Here is a 23,881-nt window from a genome sequence, read left to right on the forward strand (position 1 = left end):
CCTATTTTCCGGCAGCTTCGACGGCGGCAAGTGCCTCGTCGATCAGCTCCGGTGTTTGCATTTCGGTGCGCAGCCATTCGATGGCGGCCGGCTGCATCACATCGCGAAACGCCGCCTTTTCATCGTCCGTCAGCGTGATGACGTTGACGCCCTTGTCCGCCACGAAGGCAATGGCGTCCGCCTCCAGCGCGCGGGAGGTCTCGCGGTTGAACGCGATGGCCTTTTCGGCGGCGGCGTCGATCACGGCGCGCTGCGGGTCGGTCAGCCCCTCGTAAAAGGCATTGTTGATGCCAAGCGGACCGAACGCATAGACATGGCCGGTCAGCGCCAGGGTGTCCTGCACCTCGAACAGGTTGACCAGCTTGAAGACGGCGACCGAGTTGTCCTGCCCGTCCACCACCCTGGTCTGGAGTGCGGTGTAGAGTTCGCCGAACGAGATGGGCGCCGCAGATGCCCCCATCGCCTCCACCGGAATGGTGGCGAGCGGACCCAGAACGCGGATCTTGAGCCCGTCCATGTCGGCCGGAGAATGGATCTCGCGGTTGGCGCTGAAGTGCTTGAAGCCGCCAGACTCCCACCAGCCGAGCGCGCGAATGCCGGTCTTGTCGAGAAGGCTTTGCGCCAGCTTGTCACCGAGGGGGCCGTCCAGCACCTCCCACGCCACCTCTTCCGACGGGAAGAGATAGGGCGTGTTGAAGACCATCACGTCACTGAACACAGTGGCAAGATTGCCGTCCGCCGTGTCGGACATCTGGATCAGGCCGCGCCGCATCTGGGCCAGCCGGTCATTGGGGGAGCCGAGCGCGCCGCCATAGACAAGGTTGACGGTCAGATCGGAGTTTGCCTCCACCTCGTCGCGGAAGGTCTCGTACATGCCGTTGGCAAAATCGAGCCCGGCCATGTTTTCGGGCAGCGAGAGGCCGACGGTGATCTCCTGCGCCATCGCGCCCACAGGCATCGCCATGGAGGCCAGCAGCACCCCAAGCGCAAATTTCGACTTCAGACCCATGGCTTCAACTCCTCGTCCTTGCACCTGCGGCGGCGTTCCTCGGAAACATATATCCTATTTAAGCGTGGATGGCTGCTCTCAAAACACGCCACTCCCAATCTTCCGCCCGATAGGTCCCTGCCGGTCGCCCTCAAATGGCTCGTTGCTCGCCGGCACGCACCAGAGCGTTTTTTGCACCGCGTTAAAGAAGCGGCGCCAGAAGACGGGTTGCCGGGGCGATCGCCCGCGTGATGGGGTGAAAGCCTGCGTAGGGGCTGTCCATGTGCGGCCGGCAGCGGGCAAAGTCGCGCTCCAGCATCGCGGCCACCTTCGCGGTGAACGCCTTGTCCATCACCACCACGGTGTTTTCGAAGTTGAGGTGGAGGGATCGGTTGTCGAAATTGACGGTGCCGATGGCGGCCACCTCGTCGTCAACCAGCATCACCTTATGGTGCATGAAGCCTTCCATGTAGCGGTAGAGCTTCACGTCGGCGCGCATCACCTCGTCGGCGTAGGTGAAGCCCGCGAGCCAGACAATGGTGTGGTCCGGCCGGTCGGGAATCATCACACGCACGTCCACGCCGCGCAGCGCCGCCACCTTCAGCATGCTGAGAACATCGAGGTCCGGCACGAAATAGGGCGTGGTGAGCCATAGCCGTTTGCGCGCCGAGCCGATGAGATGCATCAGCGAAAGCGAGCATGCCGGCAGCGTGTCCGCAGGCCCGGTCGGCAGCAGCAGAACCGGTGTGTTGGCGAACGACGGCGATACTTTCACCGGTGGATGCTCAAGGGCCGCGGGGTCACCGCCAGCCCACTGCCAGTCCACCACAAAGCTTGCCTGCGCCACGCGGGCGGCGGGGCCGGTGATCTCGATGGCGGTGTCGCGCCAGGCGCCGAACTTGGGGTCGAGGCCCAGATATTCGTCGCCGACATTGGGTCCGCCGATAATGGCCACCTTCCCGTCCACGGCGACGAGCTTGCGGTGGTTGCGGTAGTTCAGGCGCATGACCTTGGGCAGACGGCGCCTGAGATGGAATTCGTGCGCATCCACTCCCGCCTTGCGCAAGCCCTCCCAGTACGCTTCCGGGACGTTGCGCGCGCCGATCCCGTCATACAATAGCAGAACCTTCACGCCCTCGCGGGAACGGCGGCACAAGGCTTCGTGCAGGCGCCGGCCGAGCCCGTCGTCGCGGTAGATGTAGAACTGCACCACAATCTCGTGCTCGGCGGCCTCAATGGCCTTGAACACCGCGTCGAATACCTCGCCGCCGTCGATCAGAAGGCGCGGCGGACCGGAATAGATCGCAGGTGCCGGCGAAAGTCGTTCCAGAAGGCGCCACTTCTCCTCGATAGGCGCAATCGCCTCCGGCGGCATCCTGAGCGTCAGCAGCGACGCGTAGGCATCGGCGCGGAAATCGGCCTGGTCCACCTCCAGCTCCCCCGGCCGCGGCGGCCCGATGAAGAGGTAGAGCGGCAACGCGAAATAAGGAATCGCAATCAGCGAGATGCCCCATGCCACAGCACCCTGCGCGGTGTGCGCATGCTGCGCGGCGCGGAAGGCCGCCACCACGCCGACGACGTGGATGGCGATCACGATCATGACCCAGACAAGCGCTGTCATCGGCTTTCGCCTTTCACCACCTCGATATCGGCCCACAGCGGCAGATGGTCGGATGCCACAGGCGCCACGCCTTCGCGCATCACGCCTTGCGCCCTCAGTGCGATGTCGTGGCTGAGCGCGATGCGGTCAAGCGCGGCAACGGGGCGGCTGGCGTGAAAGGTCGGCGCCGGCGGCACCAGCGCGTAGGCGCCGGCCAGCACCGCAATGGAGCCGCCGGTCTGATGCCAGGTGTTGAGGTCGCCCATGATGACGGTGGGGCGCGCCGCCATTGCGCCAACCTCTTCCACGATCTGATGGGCCTGGCGCACCCGCATCCCGCGAGTCAGCCCCAGATGCGCCCCCACCACGCGGATGGGGCCGCTGGCGGTGGCAAGGTCGACGATCACGGCGCCGCGCGGTTCCAGCGCCGGGAGTTTTACCCGGTGGATCGCCTCGGCCTCCATGTCGTTGCGCACCAGCACCGCGTTGCCGTGCCAGCCGATGCCGCCATCGTGGGGCGCCAGCGGGACAGCGTACCAGCCCGAATCGCGCAGGCTGGAGTGGGACAGCGTCGCAATCCGCCGGCCGAACCGCCGGTCCGCCTCCTGCAGCACCACAATGTCGGCATCCAGCATATTGATGACCGCAAGCACCCGGTCCGGGTCGCGCCGCCAGTCGAGGCCCACGCACTTGCGCACGTTGTACGTCGCCACCCTCAGCCGCATCGCTCCGCCCTCTCGCCAGCTCGCCGTCGCTCCCAATTGGGCGGACGCGGGGGCCAAGACAAGCGGTTTCACCGCCGACGGGAATTGCATCTGCGGCGCGTTGACACTCTTCCGCTACGCGCAATAGCCTGAATGCTCCGCAGGGAGGCGGGCAGAATTGACCAAAAGAACGACGCGGCCGCTCAGGTCGCGCATCACGACGGACGGCATGGACCGGACGCCGCACCGCGCCTTCATGCGTGCCATGGGCCTCGACGACGACGCGATCGCCAAGCCGATGGTCGGCGTCGTCTCGATGCGCGGCGAGACCACCCCGTGCAACATGACCCATCCGGCACAGGTGGAATACGCCAAAACCGGCATCGAAGCCGCAGGCGGCACCGCGCGCGAGTTCGCCACCATCTCCGTCTCCGACGGCATCGGCATGAACCACGAGGGGATGAAGTTCTCGCTGGTGAGCCGCGAGCTGATTGCCGATTCGATCGAGGCCGTCGTCCATGGCCACGCCTATGACGGGCTGATCGGCTTCGGTGGCTGCGACAAGACCCTGCCGGGTGTGATGATGGGCATGGTCCGCTGCAACGTGCCATCGGTGTTCATCTATGGCGGGGCGGCCCTGCCCGGCCGGTTCGGCGAGCGCGACCTTTCGGTGCTCGACGTTTACGAGGCGGTCGGCGAGGTGCAGCGCGGCGCGCTCGACGAGGAAACGCTGGCGCTGATGGAGCGCGCCTGCAAGCCCACCATCGGCGCCTGCGCCGGCCAGTTTACCGCCAACACCATGGCGATGGTGGCCGAAGCCATGGGCCTCACCGTCCCCAACACCGCGATGATCCCCGGCGTTCATTCGGAGCGCCGCGGTGTCGGCATCCGCGCTGGTGCCATCGTGCTCGACGCCATCCGGGGTGGCGGCCCCCTGCCCCGCGATCTCGTCACCCTCGCCTCGCTGAAGAATGCTGCGGCCATTGTCGCGGCCACCGGCGGCTCCACCAACGCGGCGCTGCATATTCCGGCGATTGCGCACGAGGCGGGGATCCGCTTCACCGTCGACGACGTGGCCGCGGTGTTCAATGCCACGCCGCTCATCGGCAACCTGCGCCCCGGCGGCAAGTACCACGCGCTGGACGTCTACCGCATCGGCGGCTCCTCCGTCGTGCTGCGCGCCCTCGTCGAGGCCGGTCATATCGACGGCGGCGTCCTCACCGTCACCGGCCGCACGCTGGGCGATGAAGTCGCCAGCGCCGCCGCACCCGACGGCGAGGTGGTCCGCCCGCTTTCAGCGGCCATCAGCAACACCGGCGGCCTTGCCGTGCTCAAGGGCAACCTTTGCCCCGATGGTGCGCTCCTCAAGGTGGCAGGGCTCAAATCCAAGCAGTTCACCGGCCGTGCGCGGGTGTTCGAGAGCGAGGACATGGCGGTCAAGGCGGTCAACGGGCGCGCCTACGCCGAGGGCGACGTGATTATCGTGCGCAACGAGGGCCCCAAGGGCGGCCCCGGCATGCGCGAGATGCTGGGCCTCACCGCGGTGATCTACGGCCAGGGCATGGGCGAGAAGGTGGCGCTCATCACCGACGGCCGCTTTTCGGGCGCAACGCGCGGCATGTGCATCGGCCATGCCTCGCCGGAGGCCGCCGTCGGTGGTCCGCTGGCGTTGGTGGAGGACGGCGACGAGATTGCAATCGACGGCGCCGCCGGAACGATAACCCTCAACGTCGGCGATGCTACGCTGACGGACAGGCGCGAACGCTGGACACCGCCGCCGCCCAACCACCGCGCGGGGCTCCTCTCCAAATATGCCGCCACGGTCGGCCCGTCCCACGAGGGTGCCGTGACCCACGCCGGCGGCGCCGTATGGCCGGAAAGTGACCGCCTGTGAGTGCACCGCTCGGCTATATCGGCATCGGCCTGATGGGCCTGCCGATGACGCGGCGCCTCCTTGCCGCAGGGCGCACCGTGACGGTCTGGAACCGCACCACGGAGAAGACCGCCCCAGCGCTCGCCGATGGCGCCATCCTCGGCGATGGGCCTGCGGGCGTGGCGCGCGCCGCCGATATCGTGTGCCTCTGCCTCACCGACACCAGGGCCGTGGAAGCTGCCGTATTCGGCCCAGGCGGCGTGGCGGAAGGCGGTGCAGCCGGCAAGATCCTGGTCGATTTCTCGTCGATTGCACCGGATGACACCGTGCGCTTTCGCCAGCGGCTTCTGGACGAATGCGGCATGGAATGGGTCGACGCGCCGGTATCCGGCGGCGTTCCCGGCGCCGAACAGGGCACCCTTGCCATCATGGCCGGCGGTGAGGCGTCCGCGGTGGAGGCGGTCCGCGAAACGGTGATGCTGATGGCCGCACGCTTCACGCACATGGGGCCGTCCGGCGCAGGGCAGACGGCCAAATTGTGCAACCAGGTGATCGTCGGCTGCACCATGGCCGTGCTGGCCGAGGCCACCCGCCTTGCCGAAGATGCCGGCGTCGATGCCGCCAGGCTGCCCGAAGCGCTGGCAGGCGGGTTTGCCGATTCAATCCCGCTCCAGCTCTTCGTGCCGCGCATGGTGGCCGGTCAGCACGAGCCCCCGCTCGGCCACGGCCACACCATGCTGAAAGACCTCGACAATGTGCGTACCCTTGCAAGGGAAACCGGCACGCCGCTGCCGATGACATCCCTTGCCGCCGAAACCTTCCGCCTGCTGCTGGCGCGCGGCGGAAACGACGCCCTCGAGATTTACAAGCTATCGGCCCGCAAGCGCCTCGATTAATAACAAACCAAAGCAATGAGAGGAAACACCATGGCGATTCGCACTTTGCTGGTCGGCGCGACCGCGCTCTCGGCCATCGCGGCGTCGGCTCTGCCGGCCTCGGCCGAGACCGTCATTCGCGTCGGCAACTGGCTGCCAATGCACCACCTCATCGTCACCGGCATTCTTGAGCCGTGGGCCGAAGCCATCGCGCTGGAGACGGACGGCGAGCTGAAGATGGAAATCATGACAAGCGCGCTCGGGCCTCCGCCTGCGTACTTCGACATGGTGATCGACGGCACGGTGGATGCAGGTTGGGGCGTTTCGGGCCACAACCCCGGTCGTTTCACCATGACGCAAGTGATGGACCTCCCCTTCTCCTCGCCGGACCCGTGGGCCGGTTCCGCCGCCGCCTGGTCGGCCTATGAGCGCTACGGCGAACAATATGGCGAGCACGAGGGCGCCCACGTTGTCGGCCTCTTCGTCCACTCGATCCCGTATCTTCACACCCGCGGCGAGCCGATCACCACGCTCAACGGCCTCGAGGGCATGAAGGTCCGCGTCGGCGGCAACGTCACCGGCCGGATCATCTCCGCGCTTGGCGGCACCCCCGTGCAGCTTCCCCCCACCGAGGCGCAGACCGCGATGAGCCGCGGCGTGGCCGATGCCATCACCTTCCCGCTGGAATCCATCGACTTCTTCTCGATCACCCCGGCCATCAAGGGCTCGGTCGAAATCCCCGGCGGCCTCTACACCGACACCTTCTGGATCGCCATCAACCAGGGCGTCTGGGACGGGCTGACCGATGTTCAGCGCGCCGCCATCGAGAAGCATTCGGGCATGTCCATCGCGCTCCTTTCGGGCTGGGCGTGGACCAACGGCGACACCGTCGGCAAGGCAGCGCTCGACGAGGCGGGCGTCAAGTTCGTCACCATGGATGAGGCCAGCGTCACCGAAGCCAAGGAACGCCTCACCGTTCTGACCGACGAGTGGCTGGCGGAAGCGGCAAGCCGCGACCTTCCCGGACAGGAGATTCTCGACTACGCCCGCGGCATGGTGGAGGCTTACACCGCCGACAAGACCGTCAACCAGAAGTGATCCCGTGAGCGCAGCCGACTATTCTGAAGAACTTCCATGGGCTGCGCTCCCCTTCCGGGTGCTGGCGTACGCGTCCGGCCTGCTCGCGGCGGTGATGATGGTGACCACCACCATCGACGTTGCGGGCCGGTATATCTTCAACAACCCGCTCCATGGCGCTTTCGAGGTCACCGAAATCTCCATGGGGCTGATCGTGTTCACAGCCTTGCCGCTGGCGATCCACCACCGCGAGATGATCCTCGTCAGCGTCATTTCCGACCGTTATCCGCTGGCCGGGCAGCGCATTGTCGATGCGCTGGGCGATCTTGTGGGGGCGGGCCTCTTCGGCCTGATCTCGTGGCGCATGTGGGCCTACGGCGAGCGGCTGTGGAATTATCGCGAGCGCACGCTTGAGCTGCGTGTGCCCAAGGGCCTCATCGTCCAGTCCATGAGCGTTCTGGCCGCCTTTGCCGCGCTCGCCTGCATCCTCGGCTTTGCTTCCGTTCTCATCCGCCGGCGCCGCTAATGGAATTCTTCTTCGAACTGCCGCTCGCATGGCGCGCGGCAACGCTCGGCTTTGGCGGGGTGCTGCTTCTTATCCTCATCGGCCTGCCCATCGCCTATGCGATGATGGCCGTGGGCGCTGCCGGCATCTGGGCCGTCATCGGCCAGAATTCGATCCTCGGTATGCTCGGCCAGCTCCCCTACACCACCGTCGTCAGCTACGACCTGTCGGTGGTGCCGATGTTCGTGCTGATGGGCGTTCTGGTCGCCAGAGCCGGCATGTCGGAGGACCTTTACCGCCTCTGCCATGCCTTTCTCGGCCACCGGCGCGGCGGCCTTGCCATGGCAACCGTGGTTGCGTGCGGCGGCTTCTCGGCCGTGTGCGGCTCATCGCTGGCGACCGTTGCCACCATGGGCAAGGTCGCGATGCCCGAAATGCGCCGCTTCGGCTATGCCGACAGCCTGGCCTCCGCCTCGGTTGCCGCGGGCGGCACGCTCGGCATTCTCATTCCGCCGTCGGTCATCCTCGTTCTTTACGGGATTGCCACAGGGACCGACATCGGCGCGCTGTTCATCGCTGGGATCGTGCCCGGCATCATCGCGATCCTGTTCTATATCGCCGCCGTATGGGTGGTGGTGCTGCTGAAGCCGGACGCCGGCCCCTCGGCGCCGCGCACGTCGTGGGCGGACCGCTGGCGCGGTTTTGCCTCCATCGGACCCATCGTCCTCCTCTTTCTCGTCATCATCGGCGGGATCTATCTCGGCGTCTTCACGCCCACCGAGGCCGCGGGCGTCGGCGCCTTCTTCGCCTTCCTGTTCGCACTGTGGCGGCGGGCGCTCACGCCGCGCCTCATCATGGCGGTGCTGGTGGAAACCGTCGTCACCACGGCAGCCCTTTTCACGGTGCTGATCGGCGCGCTCCTCTTTTCCAACTTCATGAACCTTGCCGGCCTGCCCGATGCGCTGAAGACCGTCATTGCCGCAGCCAACCTCTCGCCGGTCGGCGTGATCTTCATCATCCTCGCCATCTACCTCGTGCTCGGCTGCTTCATGGAATCGCTCTCCATGATGCTCCTCACCGTGCCGATCTTCTTTCCCGTGGTGGTGGGCGAACTTGGGTACGACCCGGTCTGGTTCGGCATTTTCGTGGTGATGGTGACGGAGCTTTCGCTCATCACGCCGCCGGTCGGCCTCAACCTGTTCGTCCTGCGCTCGGTGGTGCGGGACGTCCCCATCGGCACCATCTACCGCGGCATCATGCCATTCGTGATCGCCGATGCCGCGCGGCTCCTGCTGATCATCGCAGTTCCGTCGGTGGTGCTGATCCTGCCCGGTCTGGCACTTTAGACACGACAAGACAAAACTGGAGGAAGGCATGAAGGGTTTTGGCGTCCACACCTCGCTGTGGTCCATCGACTGGACGCGCGATGCCGCCGAATATGCAATCGCCGAGGCGCAGAAGCACCCGATCGATTTCATCGAGATTGCGCTTCTGGACCCGCCGTCGGTCGATGCGCCGCACACCGCAGCGCTCCTCGACAAGGCGGAGATGACTGCCGTCTGCTCCCTTGGCCTGCCGGAGGAAGCCTGGCCCTCGCGCGACCCGGAGGCCGGCATCGCCTACCTGAAGATGGCGCTGGACAAGACCGCCGAATGTGGCGCCATCGCGTTCACCGGCGTCACCTTCGGCGGCATCGGCGAGCGCACGGGCCATCCGCCCACCGAGGCCGAGCAGGACGATGTCGCCCGTGCGCTGAAGGTCGCGGCGGACTACGCAAAGAGCAAGGGCCTCGCATTCGGCATCGAGGCGGTGAACCGCTACGAGAACCACATCCTCAACACCGGCTGGCAGACCCGCGACATGATCGAGAAGGTCGGTTCGGACAATCTCTTCGCCCACCTCGACACCTATCACATGAACATCGAGGAGAAGGGCCTTGCCAACGGCATCCTCGATTGCCGCGAGCACCTTCGCTACATCCATCTCTCGGAGTCCGACCGCGGCGTGCCGGGGGCTGGCACCATCGGCTGGAACGAGGTTTTTGCCGCCCTCGCCGCCATCGGCTACAAGGGCGGGATGGCCATGGAAAGCTTCATCAATCTGCCGCCGCGCATCGGGTCCGCGCTCTCGGTCTGGCGGCCGGTGGCAGACAGTGCAGAACAGGTGATGGCCGAGGGCCTGCCGTTCCTGCGCAACATGGCGCATCAGTACCGGCTGATCTGATGCGCACCCTTGGCGCCGATGCGTTCACCGCCGAACTTGTGACGCTTGCCGGTCAGCTGACCGGCGGCGAGCGGCGCATCATCGCCATTGCCGGGCCGCCCGCCTCCGGCAAGTCCACGCTAGCCGAGGCGGTGGTGGACGCTGCCAACGAAGCCCATCCCGGACGCGCGGCCCTTCTGCCGCAGGACGGCTTCCATTATGACGACGAGCTGCTGCGCCAACGCGGTCACCTTGCCCGCAAGGGTGCGCCGCACACATTCGACGTTGGCGGCCTTGCCAGCGCTCTCCACCGGCTGCGCGCCGGAGAGGACACGGTCGTCGTCCCGCGCTTTGACCGTAGCATCGAGATCGCACGGGCGGGGGCCATCCTGATCGGCCGGGACGCGCGCCTGATCGTGTGCGAAGGCAACTACCTGCTGCTGGATGAAGCCCCCTGGCGCACCCTCGCCCGCGCCTTTGACATGACCGCAACCCTTGACGTGGACGAGGCGGAACTTGAACGGCGCCTCACAGCGCGCTGGGAGGGGCATGGCCTTGCGCCGGCGGACATTGCTGCCAAGGTGGACGAGAACGACCTTCCCAATGCCCGTCTCGTGACCGCGCGCAGCCGCAAGCCGGACATTCGGATCATCTGAGCTGCAAACGACGGCGCAGCAGGGCGCTCTGCGTCCTTGCAAGGCGGCCGGCATGTGACCGGCTGGTCTCGACCGTTTCACCTGTTTTGCAGTATCGAGCCTGGAGAAAACTTCATGCGGACAGCATTCGTCATCGCATCACTCCTCCTCATTGCGTTCATCTCCGCCGGGCATGCAGCAACCGAGGCAGACTGTATGGCCGCGGTCCATGCGGCGCACCATCAGGGCAGCAGAAGCATCGGCCTGAAGAACGACAGCCAGAAGTCGATGCGCTTTTCGCAGATGATCTACGCGGCGGTCCACCAGGGCAAGATCGGCGAATACGAGAAGTGCCTTCAGATCGTCCGCAACGCGCGCGGGGGCTTCGGCTTTCCCGAGAAGCGCGACCGGCGGCAGGTTCAAGAAAAATAGTGCCAGAGCATTGAAGGCCGGGCGCAGAATTGGCGAAATCGGTGCTATGGATTCCCCGCAAACGTCCACACAGGAGCACCACGAAATGTTCAAGATCCTCAGCGCAGCGGCCCTTGCCATGACTCTCTCGGTCTTTGCCGCCGAAGCTGCCACCGAAGCCGATTGCGAGGCCGCCGTGGCGTCCGCCCAGGAGGCCGCAGAAGACAACATCACCCTGTCTCAGAACGAGCAGAAGCAGATGGAATTCTCCCAGAGGATCGAACACGCCGCGCAGGAAGGCATCAAAGGCAACCCGGACAAGTGCCTGGAGCTGGTGCATGACGTCCGCGGTGGCTTCGGCCTGCCGCAGTAAAAGGCGCGCCCGACGGGCTCGGCCCAAGGGCATCCCTGCCATTCGGCAATTATCCCGCACCGCAAACTGATTGCGGTGCGGGACTTGCTCGCACTCGATGTGCGGGGCAGTGTTGCGCTGCACAAACCAAGAAACCACGCCACAAGGCGGCAGGGCGGCTGCCGCGTCGAGGATCCGGCCATGACCATCATGCCCGACATGACGAGCGTTGACGACACTCCGGACAAGGACACTCCCTTGCGCGAAGACATCCGGCTTCTGGGCCGGCTGCTTGGCGACGTGGTGCGGGACCAGGAGGGCGGCGAGATATTCTCCGCCATCGAAACGGTCCGCCAGAACGCGATCCGCTTTCACCGCGACGAGGACCAGTCCGCCCGCGACGAGCTGGGGCAGATCCTCTCGTCCATGTCCCGTCACGGGATGATCTCGACCATCCGCGCGTTCAGCTATTTCTCGCACCTTGCCAACATTGCGGAGGATCAGCACCACATCCGCCGCAACCGCGCGCACAAGATCGAAGGGTCCGAGCCGCGCAACAGCACGCTCGACCGGGCGCTGGGCCGCATCCGCGCTGCCGGCCATTCCGACGCCGAGATCCGCGAGGCGCTGTCGCTCGGCCTGATGAGCCCCGTCCTCACCGCCCACCCCACCGAGGTGCGCCGCAAGTCCACGCTGGACCGTGAGCGCGAGATTGCCGAGCTTCTGGCCGAGCGCGCCCGCGGCGGGCTCGCGCCCGACGAGGAGCTCGACATCCGCACTGCGCTGGAGCGGGCGATCCTCACCCTTTGGCAAACCTCCATCATGCGCCGCAACCGGCTGAAGGTGCCGGACGAGGTGACCAACGCGCTCGCCTATTACGACTACACCTTCCTCGAAGAACTGCCGAAGCTGTACGGCCAGCTCGAAGACATGCTGAAGCCCGAGAGCGGCAAGGACAGCCTTCCCTCCTTCTTCCGCATGGGTTCGTGGATCGGCGGCGACCGTGACGGGCACCCCTTCGTGACCGCCGACGTCCTGTCCGCAGCCCTCTCGGCCCAGAGCGACAAGATCCTCAGCCACTATCTGCGCGAGGTGATGGCGCTTGCAGCCGAGCTTTCGCTGGACGAGCGGCTGGTCTCCGTTTCTCCCGAAGTGGACGCGCTGGCAACCGCAGCGGACGACCGTTCGCCCCACCGCCAGGGCGAGCCCTACCGCCGCGCGCTGATCGGCATCGGCAACCGCCTCACCGCCACCCACCACGGCCTCGGGCTCAACGGCGACGGGCCGCTGCGCACCCCCGCCAAGCCCTATGCGAGCTGCGACGATTTCCGCGCCGACCTCGAAGCCATTGCCGCCTCGCTGAAGGCCAACGGCTCCGAGGCGCTGGCGAGCGGCCGCCTGCGCCAGCTCCGCCGGGCTGCCGACGTGTTCGGCTTCCATCTCGCGACGCTCGACCTTCGCCAGAATTCCGACGTGCATGAGCGCGTTGTCGCCGAGCTGTTCGCCAAGGCCGGCGTCCACGCCGACTATGCCGGTCTTTGCGAAGACGAACGCGTGGACGTGCTGTCTGCCGAGCTTCAGGTGCCGCGCCTTCTCGCCTCCCCGTTCGTCGACTATTCCGAAGAGACCAACTCGGAGCTTGCCATCGTGCGCCGCGCTGCGGAGGCGCGCCGCCTCTACGGCAACGCTGCCATCGAAAACGCGATCATCTCCAAGGCCGATGCGCCGTCGGACGTTCTGGAAGTTGCCGTCATCCTCAAGGAGGCGGGGCTGATGCGCCCGACGGACGGGACGCTCGAACTCAACATCGTGCCGCTGTTCGAGACCATCGGCGACCTGCGCGCCGGACCGCAGATCATGGCAACGCTGTTCGAGCTGCCGGCGTACAAGCCGCTCCTGGAAAGCCGCGGGCGCCTGCAGGAGGTGATGCTCGGCTATTCGGACAGCAACAAGGACGGCGGGTTCCTCACCTCCCGCTGGGAGGTGTTCAAGGCCGAGTTCGCGCTGGTCGACGTTTTCGCCAAGCACAACGCCAAGCTGCGCCTCTTTCACGGGCGTGGCGGCTCGGTCGGCCGCGGTGGCGGACCGTCCTACGAGGCGATCGTCGCCCAGCCGGAAGGCGCCGTCGCCGGCGCCATCCGCATCACCGAACAGGGCGAGGTGATCACCGGCAAGTATTCCAACCCCGAGCTTGGCCGCCGCAACCTTGAAGCGATTGCCGCTGCCACGCTCGAAGCCACCATGGTGCCCGACACGCACAACAAGGCCCCTGCCGAGTTCATGGCGGCGATGGACGACCTGTCGCAACGCGCCTTCGAGGCTTTTCGCGCGCTGGTCTACGAGACTGACGGGTTCGAGACCTATTTCTGGTCCTCAACCGTCGTTTCCGAGATTGCCAACCTCAACATCGGTTCCCGCCCGGCAAGCCGCAAGAATTCCCGCGCCATCGAGGATCTGCGCGCCATTCCGTGGGTGTTCGGCTGGTCCCAGTGCCGGGTGATGCTGCCCGGCTGGTACGGCTTCGGCGCCGCGGTCGAGGGGTTTCTGGACGCCCGCGGCGAGGAGGGCCTCGCCCTCCTCCACCAGATGGCGCGCGACTGGCCGTTCTTCGGCACCCTCCTGTCCAGCCTCGACATGGTGCTGTCGAAGACCGACCTTGCGATCGCGTCGCGCTACGCCGAGCTGGTGGAAGACGAGGCGCTGCGCAATGCCGTCTTCCCCCGCCTTCGCGAAGAACATGCGCGCACCATCGAGGTCCTGTTCAAGATCACCGGGCAGACCGCGCTTCTGGAAAGCAACCCGTGGCTTGCGCGTTCCGAGCGCAACCGCTTTCCCTATCTCGATCCGCTCAACCACCTGCAGGTGGAGCTTCTGAAGCGCCACCGCGCCGGCGATACCGATGACAGGGTGATCCACGGCATCAACCTCACCATCAACGGCGTTGCCGCGGGTCTGCGCAACAGCGGCTAGGCTCCGGCCCCCGGTGCCAATGGCCGGGGGCAGCCGTCCGGTGTAGGTTCCCTGCAAAACAAATGCAGGGGACCGGAAATGTTCGACAAAGGCACCTGGCTCAATCCGCCGCCGGACTGGAGCATCGACACCAACGGCGTCCTCAACGCCCGCAGCGCCGGCAAGACGGACTTCTGGCGCCGCACTCATTATGGCTTCGAGCGGGACAACGGCCACGCCCTCCTCCTACCGGCAGACGCCGAATTCAGCGCCGCGCTGACCTTCTCGGGCGACTACCACACCCTTTACGATCAGGCCGGGCTGATGATCCGTGCCTCGGCCGAGCGCTGGATCAAGTTCGGCATCGAGCTGACCGACGGGGCAACCCACCTCAGCGTCGTCGTGACCGACGGCTCGTCGGACTGGTCGGCCCGGATCATTGCGCTGGACGGCCCTCTCACCATCCGCGCCACCCGCATCGGCGATGCCGTCTTCATGCAGCTTGGCGGTGCGGACGGCGCTTGGTCCATGGTGCGCCTTGCCCCGTTCGCCGCGGATGCGGACGCTGCGGTGGGCCCGTATTTCTGCTCGCCCGAGCGGGCCGGCTTCAAGGCGAGCTTCCACAGCTTTGCGCTGACCGAACCGCTGGTGCGCGGCGTTCACTGAGGTTGTTGGGGCTGCCCTGTGGCGTGCTGCGGCATACCATAGGGGACGCCTATTGATGCCTGCTTAAAATTTATTGGACTTCCTATCAGTCTGCAGGATATTCAGGAGCAACAAATCATGAATTAGAGGACTTCGAATATGGCGGAGCGTCCCAAACTGACGACCACGGCTGGCGCGCCGTGGCCCAACAACCAGGATTCGGTTTCTGCCGGTGAGCGCGGCCCGCTGCTCCTGCAGGACTACCAGCTGATCGAGAAGCTCGCCCACCAGAACCGCGAGCGCATTCCGGAGCGTGCCGTTCACGCCAAGGGCTGGGGTGCCCACGGCAAGCTCGTCATCACTGGCGATATTTCCCGCTACACCAACGCCAAGTGCCTGCAGCCCGGCGCCGAAGTGCCGATGCTGGCGCGCTTTTCCACCGTGGCCGGCGAAGCCGGTGCTGCGGACCACGAGCGCGACGTGCGCGGCTTCGCGCTGAAATTCTACACCGAAGACGGCAACTGGGACATGGTTGGCAACAACACCCCGGTCTTCTTCGTGCGCGACCCGATGAAGTTCCCGGACTTCATCCACACCCAGAAGCGCCACCCCAAGACCAACATGCGCTCCCCCACCGCCATGTGGGATTTCTGGTCGCTCTCCCCCGAAGCGCTGCACCAGGTCACGATCCTGATGTCGGACCGCGGTCTGCCGCAAAGCCCGGTCAACATGAACGGCTATGGCAGCCACACCTTCTCGCTGTGGAACAACGAGGGCGAGCGGTTCTGGGTGAAGTTCCACTTCAAGACCGAGCAGGGTCACAAGTGGTATTCCAACGCGCAGTCCGAAGAGATCATCGGCAAGACTCGCGAGGGCTACCAGGAGCGCCTCTTCAACGCCATTGAACAGGGCGACTACCCGCGCTGGAAATTCCAGATCCAGATCATGCCGGAGACGGACGCCGAGAAGACCGAGTACAACCCGTTCGACCTCACCAAGGTGTGGCCGCATGCGGACTACCCGCCCATCGACGTCGGCTACTTCGAGCTGAACCGGAACCCCGAAAACTACTTCGCCGAGATCGAGAATGCGGCATTCTCGCCGTCCAACGTCGTTCCCGGCATTTCGTGGTCGCCGGACAAGATGCTGCAGGCACGCATCTTCTCCTATGCCGACGCGCACCGTCACCGTCTCGGCACGCACTACGAGACGCTGCCGATCAACCGTCCGGTCACCCCGGTGCACCACTACCACCGCGACGGGCAGATGAACGTCTATGGCGGCGTCGCGACCGGCAACGAGAATGCCTATTACGAGCCCAACTCGTTCAATGGCGCTGCGGAAGTCCCGGCAGCACAGGAGCCGCCGCTGCGGATCTCCGGCGATGCCTTCCGCTACGATCACAGGAAATACGACGACTACGTTCAGGTCCGCGACCTCTACCTGAAGGTCATGGACGACGGCGAGCGTGACCGCCTGCACCAGAACATGGGCGGCGCGATGGTTGGCGTCCCGACCGAGATCGTCGAGCGCTGGTTCGGCCACCTGAAGCAGGTCGACCCCGGATACGAAGCCGGTGTGCGCAAGGCCTGGGAAACGGCATCTGCCGATGCCGGCTACGACCCCAACGGCATCCCGGTGACCGGCAACACGCCGCAGTCCACCGAGGGCGACGGCGGCACGGGCCTCCCGCCCATCGCCCACGCCGCGGAATAATCATCGAGCAGCGCTGGGTTCAGCGATGCTCGCCACAAGGAAAAGCCGCAGGCGCCCGCCTGCGGCTTTTTTCGTTTGCGGCGCGGCAGGCTGACCCGCTCCCCTTGCCTATCCGGATCCCGGCCGGCTCACCATCTGGTCCGGCAGCCAGGTGGCAAGGTCCGGCACGAAGATCAGGACGAACACCATCACCACCATGATGAGGAACATCGGGATCGCCGCGCGGGCGATGAAGGTCATCTCGTGGCCCGTCATCCCCTGAAGGACGAAGAGGTTGAACCCGATGGGCGGAGTGATCTGCGCCATCTCCACCACCACCACGATGAAGATGCCGAACCAGATGATGTCGATCCCCGCCTGGCGGATCATCGGCTCCACAACAGCCATGGTCAGCACCACCGAGGAGATGCCGTCGAGGAAGCAGCCGAGGATGATGTAGAAGACCAGCAGCACCATCAGGAGCTCGAAGCGGGAAAGCTCCAGCTCGGCAATGAGGTTGGCAAGCCCGCGCGGCAGGCCGGTAAAGCCCATGGCCAGCGAAAGGAAGGCAGCGCCTGCCAGAATGAGCGCAATCATCGCCGAAGTGCGGGTCGCCCCCATCAGCGAGGCGGTGAAGGTCTTCCACGTGAGCGAGCCCTGCGTCGCCGCCAGCACCAGCGCACCGATGACACCGAAGGCCGCAGCCTCGGTGGCCGTCGCATAGCCGAGATACATGGACCCGATCACGACGGAGATCAGCAGGATCACCGGAATGAGAAAACGTGAGTTGGCGACCCGCTCGCCGAAACTCATGGACGGCTCGGGGTCCGGGTTGAACGATTTGGAGAGCTTTGCGGAGATGCCGACATAGGCCATGAACATCCCGGCCAGGACCAGCCCCGGCAGAACACCGGCCATGAACAGTTTGGTGATCGATTCGTTGATGGTGACGCCATAGACGATGAGCGTCAGCGACGGCGGGATCATCAGGCCGAGCGTTGCTGCACCCGCCAGCGTGCCGATGATCATCCGCTCAGGGTAGTTGCGGCGGCGAAGCTCCGGGATCGACATCTTGCCCACCGTGGTGAGCGTTGCGGCGGATGAGCCGGAAACCGCGGCAAAGATGGTGCAGCCGACAATGTTGGTGTGAATGAGACCGCCCGGCAGCGAACGCAGCCATGGCGACAGCCCGCGGAACATGTCTTCCGATAATCGCGTGCGGTACAGCACCTCCCCCATCCAGATGAACAGCGGCAGCGCCGTCAGCGTCCACGACGAGGAGGCGTGCCACACCGTGGTGAGCATCGCATCGCCGGTGGGGCGAGTGGTGAAGAGCTCCATGCCGACGAACGCGACGCCCAGCAGCGCAAGGCCGACCCAGACGCCGGTGCCCAGAAGCGTGAACAGGACGAACAGGAAAAGGAGAATGATCGAGACGTTTTCCAAGACCCTATTCCCCGTGGCTCTGTTCGATGACGTTGTTCTTGATGCGGTGATCGCCGTCGGTGAACAGGGCGATGAGGTGGTCGGTCAGCGCCAGCGCGAACACGAAAGCGCCGAACAGCATGGCGGTCTGCGGGATCCACAGCGGAGAGGCATCCGGCCCCTGGCTGATGTCCTGAAATTTCCATGACCAGAACACGAACCGGACGCCGTAATAGACGAAATACCACGCCAGCGCCGTCCCGATGCCGAAGCACCAGATCTCCACATAGCGCCGCGCACCGGCGGGCACGGAATTAAGCAGGATCGAGACGCGAATATGCGCGCCGCGGTTAAGCGCATGGGCAAACGCAAAGAACGAGGCCGCTGCCATGGCATAGCCCGCATAGTCGGGCGCGCCGGGAAACACTTCGCCGGTCCAGCGGGCGACCATCTGGACGACGATCAGCACCAGGATCGCGATGAGGCACAGCGCCCCCAAGACGCCCGAGCCGAAATAAAGACCATCAAGGATGGCGCGGATTGTCCTCTTCACCGTGAACCCTCTCGGCTTGGCGTCAACGCGCGACCGGTTGCGGCCGCACACCCGCACGCACCAGAACCCGTGGATTTTGCAATGCCTTCAATCGGCCGCCCCATCATGCGGAGCCATGCGCCAGGCGCGGCACCGAAAGACGAAGGCGCCGCCAGCTTGCGGCGCCTTCGTTGGCATCGGACGACGGACCGGTCAGGCAAGCGGTCCGGAATGCAGGATCAGTTGGCGTTGTAGGTGTCGACGATCGTCTTGCCCGTATCGCCGGCCGCATCCAGCCACTCGGCGGTCATCGTGTCGCCGATCTCGCGCAGTTCGGTGGCAAGCTGCTCGGACGGCGGCTCGACGCTCATGCCGTTCTTCTTCAGCTCGCCGAGGGTGAAGTCGGTGTAGTCGACAGCCCGCTTGGTGCCGGCTTCCTCGGCCTTGGCGGCGCAGTCGGTGACGACGGACTTGATCTCGTCAGACTCGCCATCCCAGACGGACGTGTTGACGAAGATGTAGTTGCGCGGGATCCAGGCGTCGACCTCGTAGAAGTTGGTGAGGCTTTCCCAGACCTTGCGGTCGTAGCCGGTGGCGCCTGACGAGACCATCGATTCAGCAACGCCCGTCGCGAACGCCTGGCTGATTTCGGCGGCCTCGATCTGCACCGGGAGCATTCCGGTCAGCTCGGCAAGGCGGGCGGTGGCGTTGTTGTAGGAGCGGAACTTCACGCCTTCCATGTCGGCAACGCTGTTCACCGGCTTGGCAAAATAGAGCCCCTGTGGCGGCCACGGCACGGAGTAGAGGAGCGTGAGGCCCTGGCTCTCCAGAAGCTCTTCCATGGCAGGCTTGGCCGCTTCCCATAGCTTGTCATGCTGTTCGAACGATGTGGCGAGGAAGGGGATCGAATCGACGCCGAACAGCGCATCCTCGTTCTGGTGCGCCGACAGGAGCCGCTCGCCGATCTGCGTTTGCCCGGTCTGCACCGCGCGCTTGATCTGGTCGCCGGAGAACAGCGAACCCGAGGGGTGGACTGCAATTTCCAGCGCGCCGTCGGTGCCGTCGGTGACGCACTGGGCGAACTCGGCGCCGGTTTCAGAGTGGAAGTTGCTCGCCGCATACGCCATCGGCATGTCCCACTTTTCCGCAAACGCCGCTGCGGACCAGAGGGTGGCCACGGCCGTGGCGCTGACCAGTATTGCTTTGCTCATTCCCGAAAACTCCGTTCTGTGCGGCGTTCTGTGCGCCGTCGGCAGGGGCCCGTTACTTTGCGGGCCGAGATGCGAAGCGTGATGGCGCGAACATTGAAATGTCAATATTAGGCGCCCGTCCTGCGATAAGCTGCGCCAGGAGCCGGCCTGTCTTGGGCCCCGACGTCAGCCCGATGTGATGATGGCCGAACCCGAGGAAAGCACCTTTGATGCCATCCACTTCGCCAATCAGCGGCAGGGAGTCCGCCGTTGCCGGCCGGTGACCCATCCACTCGCGCTTGTCCTTGAAGGTGAGGCCCGGCAGCGCCTTTTTCACCTGCTCCTCCAGAAGCTGGAACGGCCGGCGGGACGGCGCGGCATCCAGCCCGCCGAACTCGACGATCCCGGCGCAGCGCAGCCGTCCCTCCATGGGCGTTGCGACAAACTTGCCCGATGCCACCATCAGCGGCGCGCTCGGCATCACCGACGGTTCGATCAGCTCGATGTGATAGCCGCGCTCGGTTTCCAGCGGCACGTCGATGCCGAGCGCCTTCGCCAGCGGACCGGACCAGACGCCCGTTGCCAGCACGAACTTGTCGCAAGGCACGGTCTCACCGCCGACGCGCACGCCGGTGACCGCGCCATTTTCGCGCAACACGTCGGTCGCCTCACCGCGGATGAAACGTGCGCCCCTGGCCTCGGCCTCTGCGGCCAGCGCCTTCACGTAGGCGCCGGGGTCCTTGATATGGCCGTGGTTGCCGACCCGAACGAGGCAGCCGATGGCCTCGCCAAGGGCGGGGTCGTACTTGCGGACCCACTGGCCCTCCAGAACGTCCCACGACATGCCGTGATCGCGGCGGATGCTCCAGCCGAACGCGTCGCCCTTGAAGTGGGCAAGGTCGCGGTAGCCGAAATTATAGTCGGACATGGCGATGAAGCGCTCGGCGGGCGTGCCGCGCGCGATCTCCATGTGCTCGTTGACGGAGTCCGGCACGATCTGCGCCAGCCCGTTGGCGATCCGCCTGGCATCCTCGGCGTTGGCATGGGCAAGATATTTGCGCAGCCACGGCATCAGCTTGGGAAGGTACCCCCACTTGAGGAAGAGCGGCTGGTTGCGGTCCAGCAGCATTCCCGGCGCCTTCTTCACCAGCCCCGGCCCGGTGACCGGCACGATGGAGCAGGAGGCGAGCACGCCGGCATTGCCGTAGCTGGTGCCGTCGCCGGGGGCGCCGCGGTCGATCACGGTGACCTCGTGCCCGTCGCGCTGAAGCCAGAGTGCGGTGGAGACGCCGACGATGCCGGCGCCGACAATGACGACGCGGCTCATGCCGTCACCGTGGAGCGGAGCGCGAAGCGGGCAAGCTTTTCGGCGTCCGGCAGGATGCCGAGGCCGGGGCCGTCCGGCACGATGACCATGCCGTTGTCGATGGCGAACGGCTCGGCCAGAATGTCTTCCGCCAGATAATATTTCGCCTGGTAGAACTCGCAGCCGAGCGTGATGCCGGGGCTGGCCGCTATGGCGTGAACCCCGGCCAGATGGCCAAGCCCGGTCTCGAACATGTCGCCTCCATAGGCTGAAAGGCCTGCGGCACGGGCCATCTCGGCCACCTGGGCGGCACGGCGCGGTCCGCCTGCCTTCATCACCTTGACGGATATGCCGTCACAAATCTCTTCCCTGATGGCGCGCACCATATCCTCCGGCCCGAAGACGCTTTCGTCTGCAATGAGAGGGGCTGCGGTCGCCTCGCGCAAGCGGCGCATCAGGGCGAACTGGTCGGCGCGCACAGGTTGCTCGATGAACGAGGGCCCGCGGGAATCGAGGTCGACCACCCGGCCCATCGCCTCCGCCGGCGAAAGACCCTGGTTGTAGTCGACCCGCACCTTGATGCCCGGAAAGTCCCGCGCCAGCCGGTCGAGCCGCATGATGTCGAAGCCGTGATCCTGCACGCCGGCCTTGAGCTTGACGATGCCGACGCCGTCCGCCTCAAGCCGCCCGCACAAGGCAAGATCGGCCTCGAAGTCGGGATCGGCGAGCGAGACCGAGAGCGGGATCGCATCGCGGCACTTGCCGCCCAGCAGCGCCCAGACGGGAATGCCAGCCGCCCGGCCTGCAAGATCCAGCAAGGCGGTTTCGAGAGCCGCCTTGGCGTCGGTGGAAAAGGCGACCGTCCGCTCGGCCCGCGCCATCACGCCGGCAATGTCGCCGACCCTTGCGCCGATCACCGCCGGGCGCATGTAGCGGTCGAGCGCGGCGTAGGCATTTTCGGGCGTGCCGGTGAAGACGGACCAGCAGGCCGCCTCGCCAAAGCCTTCGATGCCGCCGGCGGACGTGAGGCGGACGATGACCACCTCCACCGCCCCGCCGACGCTGCCGATCCCGTGGTCCCGCCGGGAGACCACGGGGAGCGACAGATGCCAGAGGTCCAGCCGCTCGATGGTATCGCCGAGCGCCGTCATGCGATCCATTCGGAGACCGGCGCCGCGGCTTCGTGGAGAGGCTGCGAGATCACGTCCACCAGCGTCGGCCCGGCATGGGCTGTCGCTTCTTTCAGGACGCGCGGCAGGTCGGCCGGGTCCTCCACCGTCCACGTCTTCACGCCGAAGGCTGCGGCGACTGCGGCGTGGTTGGTGCGGCTGAAGTCGACATTGTAGTAGCGCTTGCCGAAGCCGGAATCCTGCCCCGCCTTGATCCACCCGAAGACGGAGTTGGAGAACACGACCGAGGTGATCGGCATGTTGTGGCGCACGATGGTCTCGAACTCGCCGCACGAAAAGCCGAACGAGCCGTCGCCCATCACCGCGACCGTCTTGACCGAAGGCCGGCCCTTGTGGGCGCCCATGGAGGCGGCCAGCGCATAGCCGAGCGCCCCGTGGGCGCGGTTGGTGATGAAGTTGCGGCCGGGTTTGCGCCAGCGGTAGTGCGCCGAGAAATACGGGCACGGCGTGCCGGGGTCGGCAACGATGATGGCGTCGTCGTCCAGCACGTCCATCAGCGCCTTGATGACGGCTTCGGGCCGGATCGGCCGGTCTGTCTCGGCGGCAAGGGCGTTGAAGGCTTCGAGCTTGGCCTCCCACGCCTTTTTCGCCAGCGCCGCACCGCCCTGCCCTTCGGGCGACTTTGTCTCCAGCGCCGCGGCCAGCGCGTCCAGCGAAAGGCGCGCGTCGGCGGCGATGGCGACGGCGGTGTCGTAGTTGGCGCCGATCACCATGGGGTCCGAATCGATGTGGATGATGGTGGCGCTGCGCGGCGGGGAGCGCCACCGCTCGGTGGTGACGGAGCCAGCGCGGCAGCCGACGAACATCACCACGTCCGCCCCGTCGATCACGTCGCGGGTGGACGGCGCGCCGCCGTTGGAGCCAACCACGCCCAGCGCGTTGGGGTCGGTCTCGGCAATCGCGCCCTGACCGGACACGGTGGTCGCGACCGGGCAGTCCAGCAGCCGTGCGACTTTCGCCAGCGCATCATACGCCCCGGCGATGACCGGGCCGCCGCCGCACACGATTACCGCGCGGGACGCGTTGGCCAAGAGCGATGCCGCCTCTTCGATGGCGCCGGTTTCGGGAGCCGCCCGTTCGGCAGGGAAATGGGTATGGCGCTTGTCCGCAAAAATTTCCTCGGCGTCGACCGCACCCTTCTGGGTGTCGAAGGGCAGCGCCAGGTGGACCGCGCCGGGGGTGCCGGTGGTCATGGCGCGGAAGGCGGTGCGCATCATTGCCGGCAGGCGGGCCGCATTGTCGAGCGAGGTGTTCCACTTGGTCAGCGGGCGGAACATCGCCACCTGGTCGAGCTCCGTCAGCGGGTATTTTCCGCGCGAGGTGGTCGCAACGTCGGTGGTGATGGCGAGGATGGGAATGGAGCTTTCGTTGGCCTCCACCACGCCGGGCAGAATGTAGGTGGCGCCGCCGCCGGAGGGGCCCTCGCACACGCCGGGCTTGCCGGTGACGCGGGCATAACCGTCGGCCATGTAGCCGGCGTGGCGCTCGTCGCGGGTCAGGATGTGGTCGATGTCGGGCTTCATCCGCGCCATCGCATCGTAAAAAGGCAGCGTGGTGTCGCCGCAGAGGCCGAAAATGGTGTCGACCTCGTAGGCCTCCAGCATGCGCACCATTGCTTCCGCGCCGGTCAATGCGTTGCTCAGCGGCTTGCCACCGTCCATCGGGAATTCCTCTCGTCTTCGTGTCTGGGTCTGTCGCGCGGCGCGCTTTGCATGGCACAGGAGTAC

21 protein-coding genes are annotated in these 23,881 nt (G+C 65.8%); 12 read left to right on the forward strand and 9 right to left on the reverse strand.

Annotated features, from left to right (window positions below; translation table 11 throughout):
* Position 1: 1 nt before the first annotated feature.
* From RDV64_RS20325 to RDV64_RS20335, 3 genes are all read right to left on the reverse strand, one after another.
* On the reverse strand, positions 2–1,009 hold the full coding sequence (locus RDV64_RS20325) for a TRAP transporter substrate-binding protein (protein ID WP_309196781.1): 1,008 nt from the start codon (positions 1,007–1,009) through the stop codon (positions 2–4).
* 181 nt (positions 1,010–1,190) lie between these two features.
* Positions 1,191–2,609, reverse strand: coding sequence for a cardiolipin synthase (gene cls, locus RDV64_RS20330; protein WP_309196782.1), 1,419 nt, complete (start codon positions 2,607–2,609; stop codon positions 1,191–1,193).
* A complete protein-coding gene (locus tag RDV64_RS20335) occupies positions 2,606–3,313 on the reverse strand; it encodes an endonuclease/exonuclease/phosphatase family protein (protein WP_309196783.1) in 708 nt (235 codons plus the stop codon). The genes cls and RDV64_RS20335 overlap by 4 nt, the downstream gene beginning before the upstream one ends.
* A 157-nt stretch (positions 3,314–3,470) precedes the next feature.
* On the opposite strand from RDV64_RS20335, the gene ilvD reads away from it, so the two are divergent.
* From ilvD to RDV64_RS20395, 12 genes are all read left to right on the forward strand, one after another.
* Positions 3,471–5,186, forward strand: a complete 1,716-nt coding sequence (ilvD, locus tag RDV64_RS20340; RefSeq protein WP_309196785.1) for a dihydroxy-acid dehydratase — start codon at positions 3,471–3,473, stop codon at positions 5,184–5,186.
* Complete coding sequence (locus tag RDV64_RS20345; protein ID WP_309196786.1) at positions 5,183–6,061, forward strand: NAD(P)-dependent oxidoreductase; 879 nt, start codon at positions 5,183–5,185, stop codon at positions 6,059–6,061. The genes ilvD and RDV64_RS20345 overlap by 4 nt, the downstream gene beginning before the upstream one ends.
* A gap of 30 nt (positions 6,062–6,091) precedes the next feature.
* Entirely contained in the window at positions 6,092–7,138 is a 1,047-nt protein-coding gene (locus RDV64_RS20350; RefSeq protein WP_309196787.1) for a TRAP transporter substrate-binding protein, read from the forward strand.
* Between the two features lie 4 nt (positions 7,139–7,142).
* Positions 7,143–7,643: a TRAP transporter small permease gene (locus RDV64_RS20355; RefSeq protein ID WP_309196788.1), complete on the forward strand. Its 501-nt coding sequence runs from the start codon at positions 7,143–7,145 to the stop codon at positions 7,641–7,643.
* Positions 7,643–8,968, forward strand: a complete 1,326-nt coding sequence (locus RDV64_RS20360) for a TRAP transporter large permease (protein ID WP_309196789.1) — start codon at positions 7,643–7,645, stop codon at positions 8,966–8,968. The genes RDV64_RS20355 and RDV64_RS20360 overlap by 1 nt, the downstream gene beginning before the upstream one ends.
* 28 nt (positions 8,969–8,996) lie before the next feature.
* Positions 8,997–9,845 carry a sugar phosphate isomerase/epimerase gene (locus tag RDV64_RS20365; RefSeq protein ID WP_309196790.1) on the forward strand — a complete coding sequence of 283 codons (849 nt, stop codon included), beginning with the start codon at positions 8,997–8,999 and terminating at the stop codon, positions 9,843–9,845.
* Positions 9,845–10,480, forward strand: a complete 636-nt coding sequence (locus tag RDV64_RS20370; protein ID WP_309196791.1) for a nucleoside/nucleotide kinase family protein — start codon at positions 9,845–9,847, stop codon at positions 10,478–10,480. Before RDV64_RS20365 ends, RDV64_RS20370 begins: the two co-directional genes overlap by 1 nt.
* A 114-nt stretch (positions 10,481–10,594) precedes the next feature.
* Entirely contained in the window at positions 10,595–10,891 is a 297-nt protein-coding gene (locus RDV64_RS20375) for a hypothetical protein (RefSeq protein ID WP_309196792.1), read from the forward strand.
* Positions 10,892–10,976: 85 nt separating this feature from the next.
* Positions 10,977–11,243 (forward strand): hypothetical protein, encoded by a 267-nt coding sequence (locus tag RDV64_RS20380; protein ID WP_309196793.1) that lies wholly within the window; start codon positions 10,977–10,979, stop codon positions 11,241–11,243.
* 180 nt (positions 11,244–11,423) lie between these two features.
* A complete protein-coding gene (ppc, locus tag RDV64_RS20385; protein WP_309196794.1) occupies positions 11,424–14,192 on the forward strand; it encodes a phosphoenolpyruvate carboxylase in 2,769 nt (922 codons plus the stop codon).
* 78 nt (positions 14,193–14,270) lie between these two features.
* Entirely contained in the window at positions 14,271–14,837 is a 567-nt protein-coding gene (locus tag RDV64_RS20390; protein WP_309196795.1) for a DUF1349 domain-containing protein, read from the forward strand.
* A gap of 138 nt (positions 14,838–14,975) precedes the next feature.
* Positions 14,976–16,532: a catalase gene (locus RDV64_RS20395; RefSeq protein ID WP_309196796.1), complete on the forward strand. Its 1,557-nt coding sequence runs from the start codon at positions 14,976–14,978 to the stop codon at positions 16,530–16,532.
* A 108-nt stretch (positions 16,533–16,640) separates the two neighbouring features.
* Here RDV64_RS20395 and RDV64_RS20400 read toward each other — a convergent pair whose 3' ends face one another.
* The 6 genes from RDV64_RS20400 to RDV64_RS20425 all read right to left on the reverse strand — a co-directional run bounded on the left by RDV64_RS20400 (position 16,641) and on the right by RDV64_RS20425 (position 23,815).
* Positions 16,641–17,957, reverse strand: a complete 1,317-nt coding sequence (locus RDV64_RS20400) for a TRAP transporter large permease subunit (RefSeq protein WP_309196797.1) — start codon at positions 17,955–17,957, stop codon at positions 16,641–16,643.
* A 4-nt stretch (positions 17,958–17,961) separates the two neighbouring features.
* Positions 17,962–18,489, reverse strand: a complete 528-nt coding sequence (locus RDV64_RS20405) for a TRAP transporter small permease (RefSeq protein WP_309196798.1) — start codon at positions 18,487–18,489, stop codon at positions 17,962–17,964.
* 218 nt (positions 18,490–18,707) lie between these two features.
* Positions 18,708–19,679, reverse strand: coding sequence for a TRAP transporter substrate-binding protein (locus RDV64_RS20410; RefSeq protein ID WP_309196799.1), 972 nt, complete (start codon positions 19,677–19,679; stop codon positions 18,708–18,710).
* A gap of 52 nt (positions 19,680–19,731) precedes the next feature.
* Positions 19,732–20,985, reverse strand: a complete 1,254-nt coding sequence (locus RDV64_RS20415; protein ID WP_309196800.1) for an FAD-binding oxidoreductase — start codon at positions 20,983–20,985, stop codon at positions 19,732–19,734.
* The gene (locus RDV64_RS20420) at positions 20,982–22,115 is read right to left on the reverse strand and encodes an enolase C-terminal domain-like protein (protein ID WP_309196802.1); all 1,134 of its coding nucleotides are present in this window, start codon (positions 22,113–22,115) and stop codon (positions 20,982–20,984) included. The genes RDV64_RS20415 and RDV64_RS20420 overlap by 4 nt, the downstream gene beginning before the upstream one ends.
* Positions 22,112–23,815 carry a thiamine pyrophosphate-binding protein gene (locus tag RDV64_RS20425; RefSeq protein ID WP_309196803.1) on the reverse strand — a complete coding sequence of 568 codons (1,704 nt, stop codon included), beginning with the start codon at positions 23,813–23,815 and terminating at the stop codon, positions 22,112–22,114. The genes RDV64_RS20420 and RDV64_RS20425 overlap by 4 nt, the downstream gene beginning before the upstream one ends.
* Between the last annotated feature and the right edge of the window lie 66 nt (positions 23,816–23,881).

It is taken from the genome of Acuticoccus sp. MNP-M23 (genome assembly GCF_031195445.1).
Lineage (GTDB): Bacteria > Pseudomonadota > Alphaproteobacteria > Rhizobiales > Amorphaceae > Acuticoccus.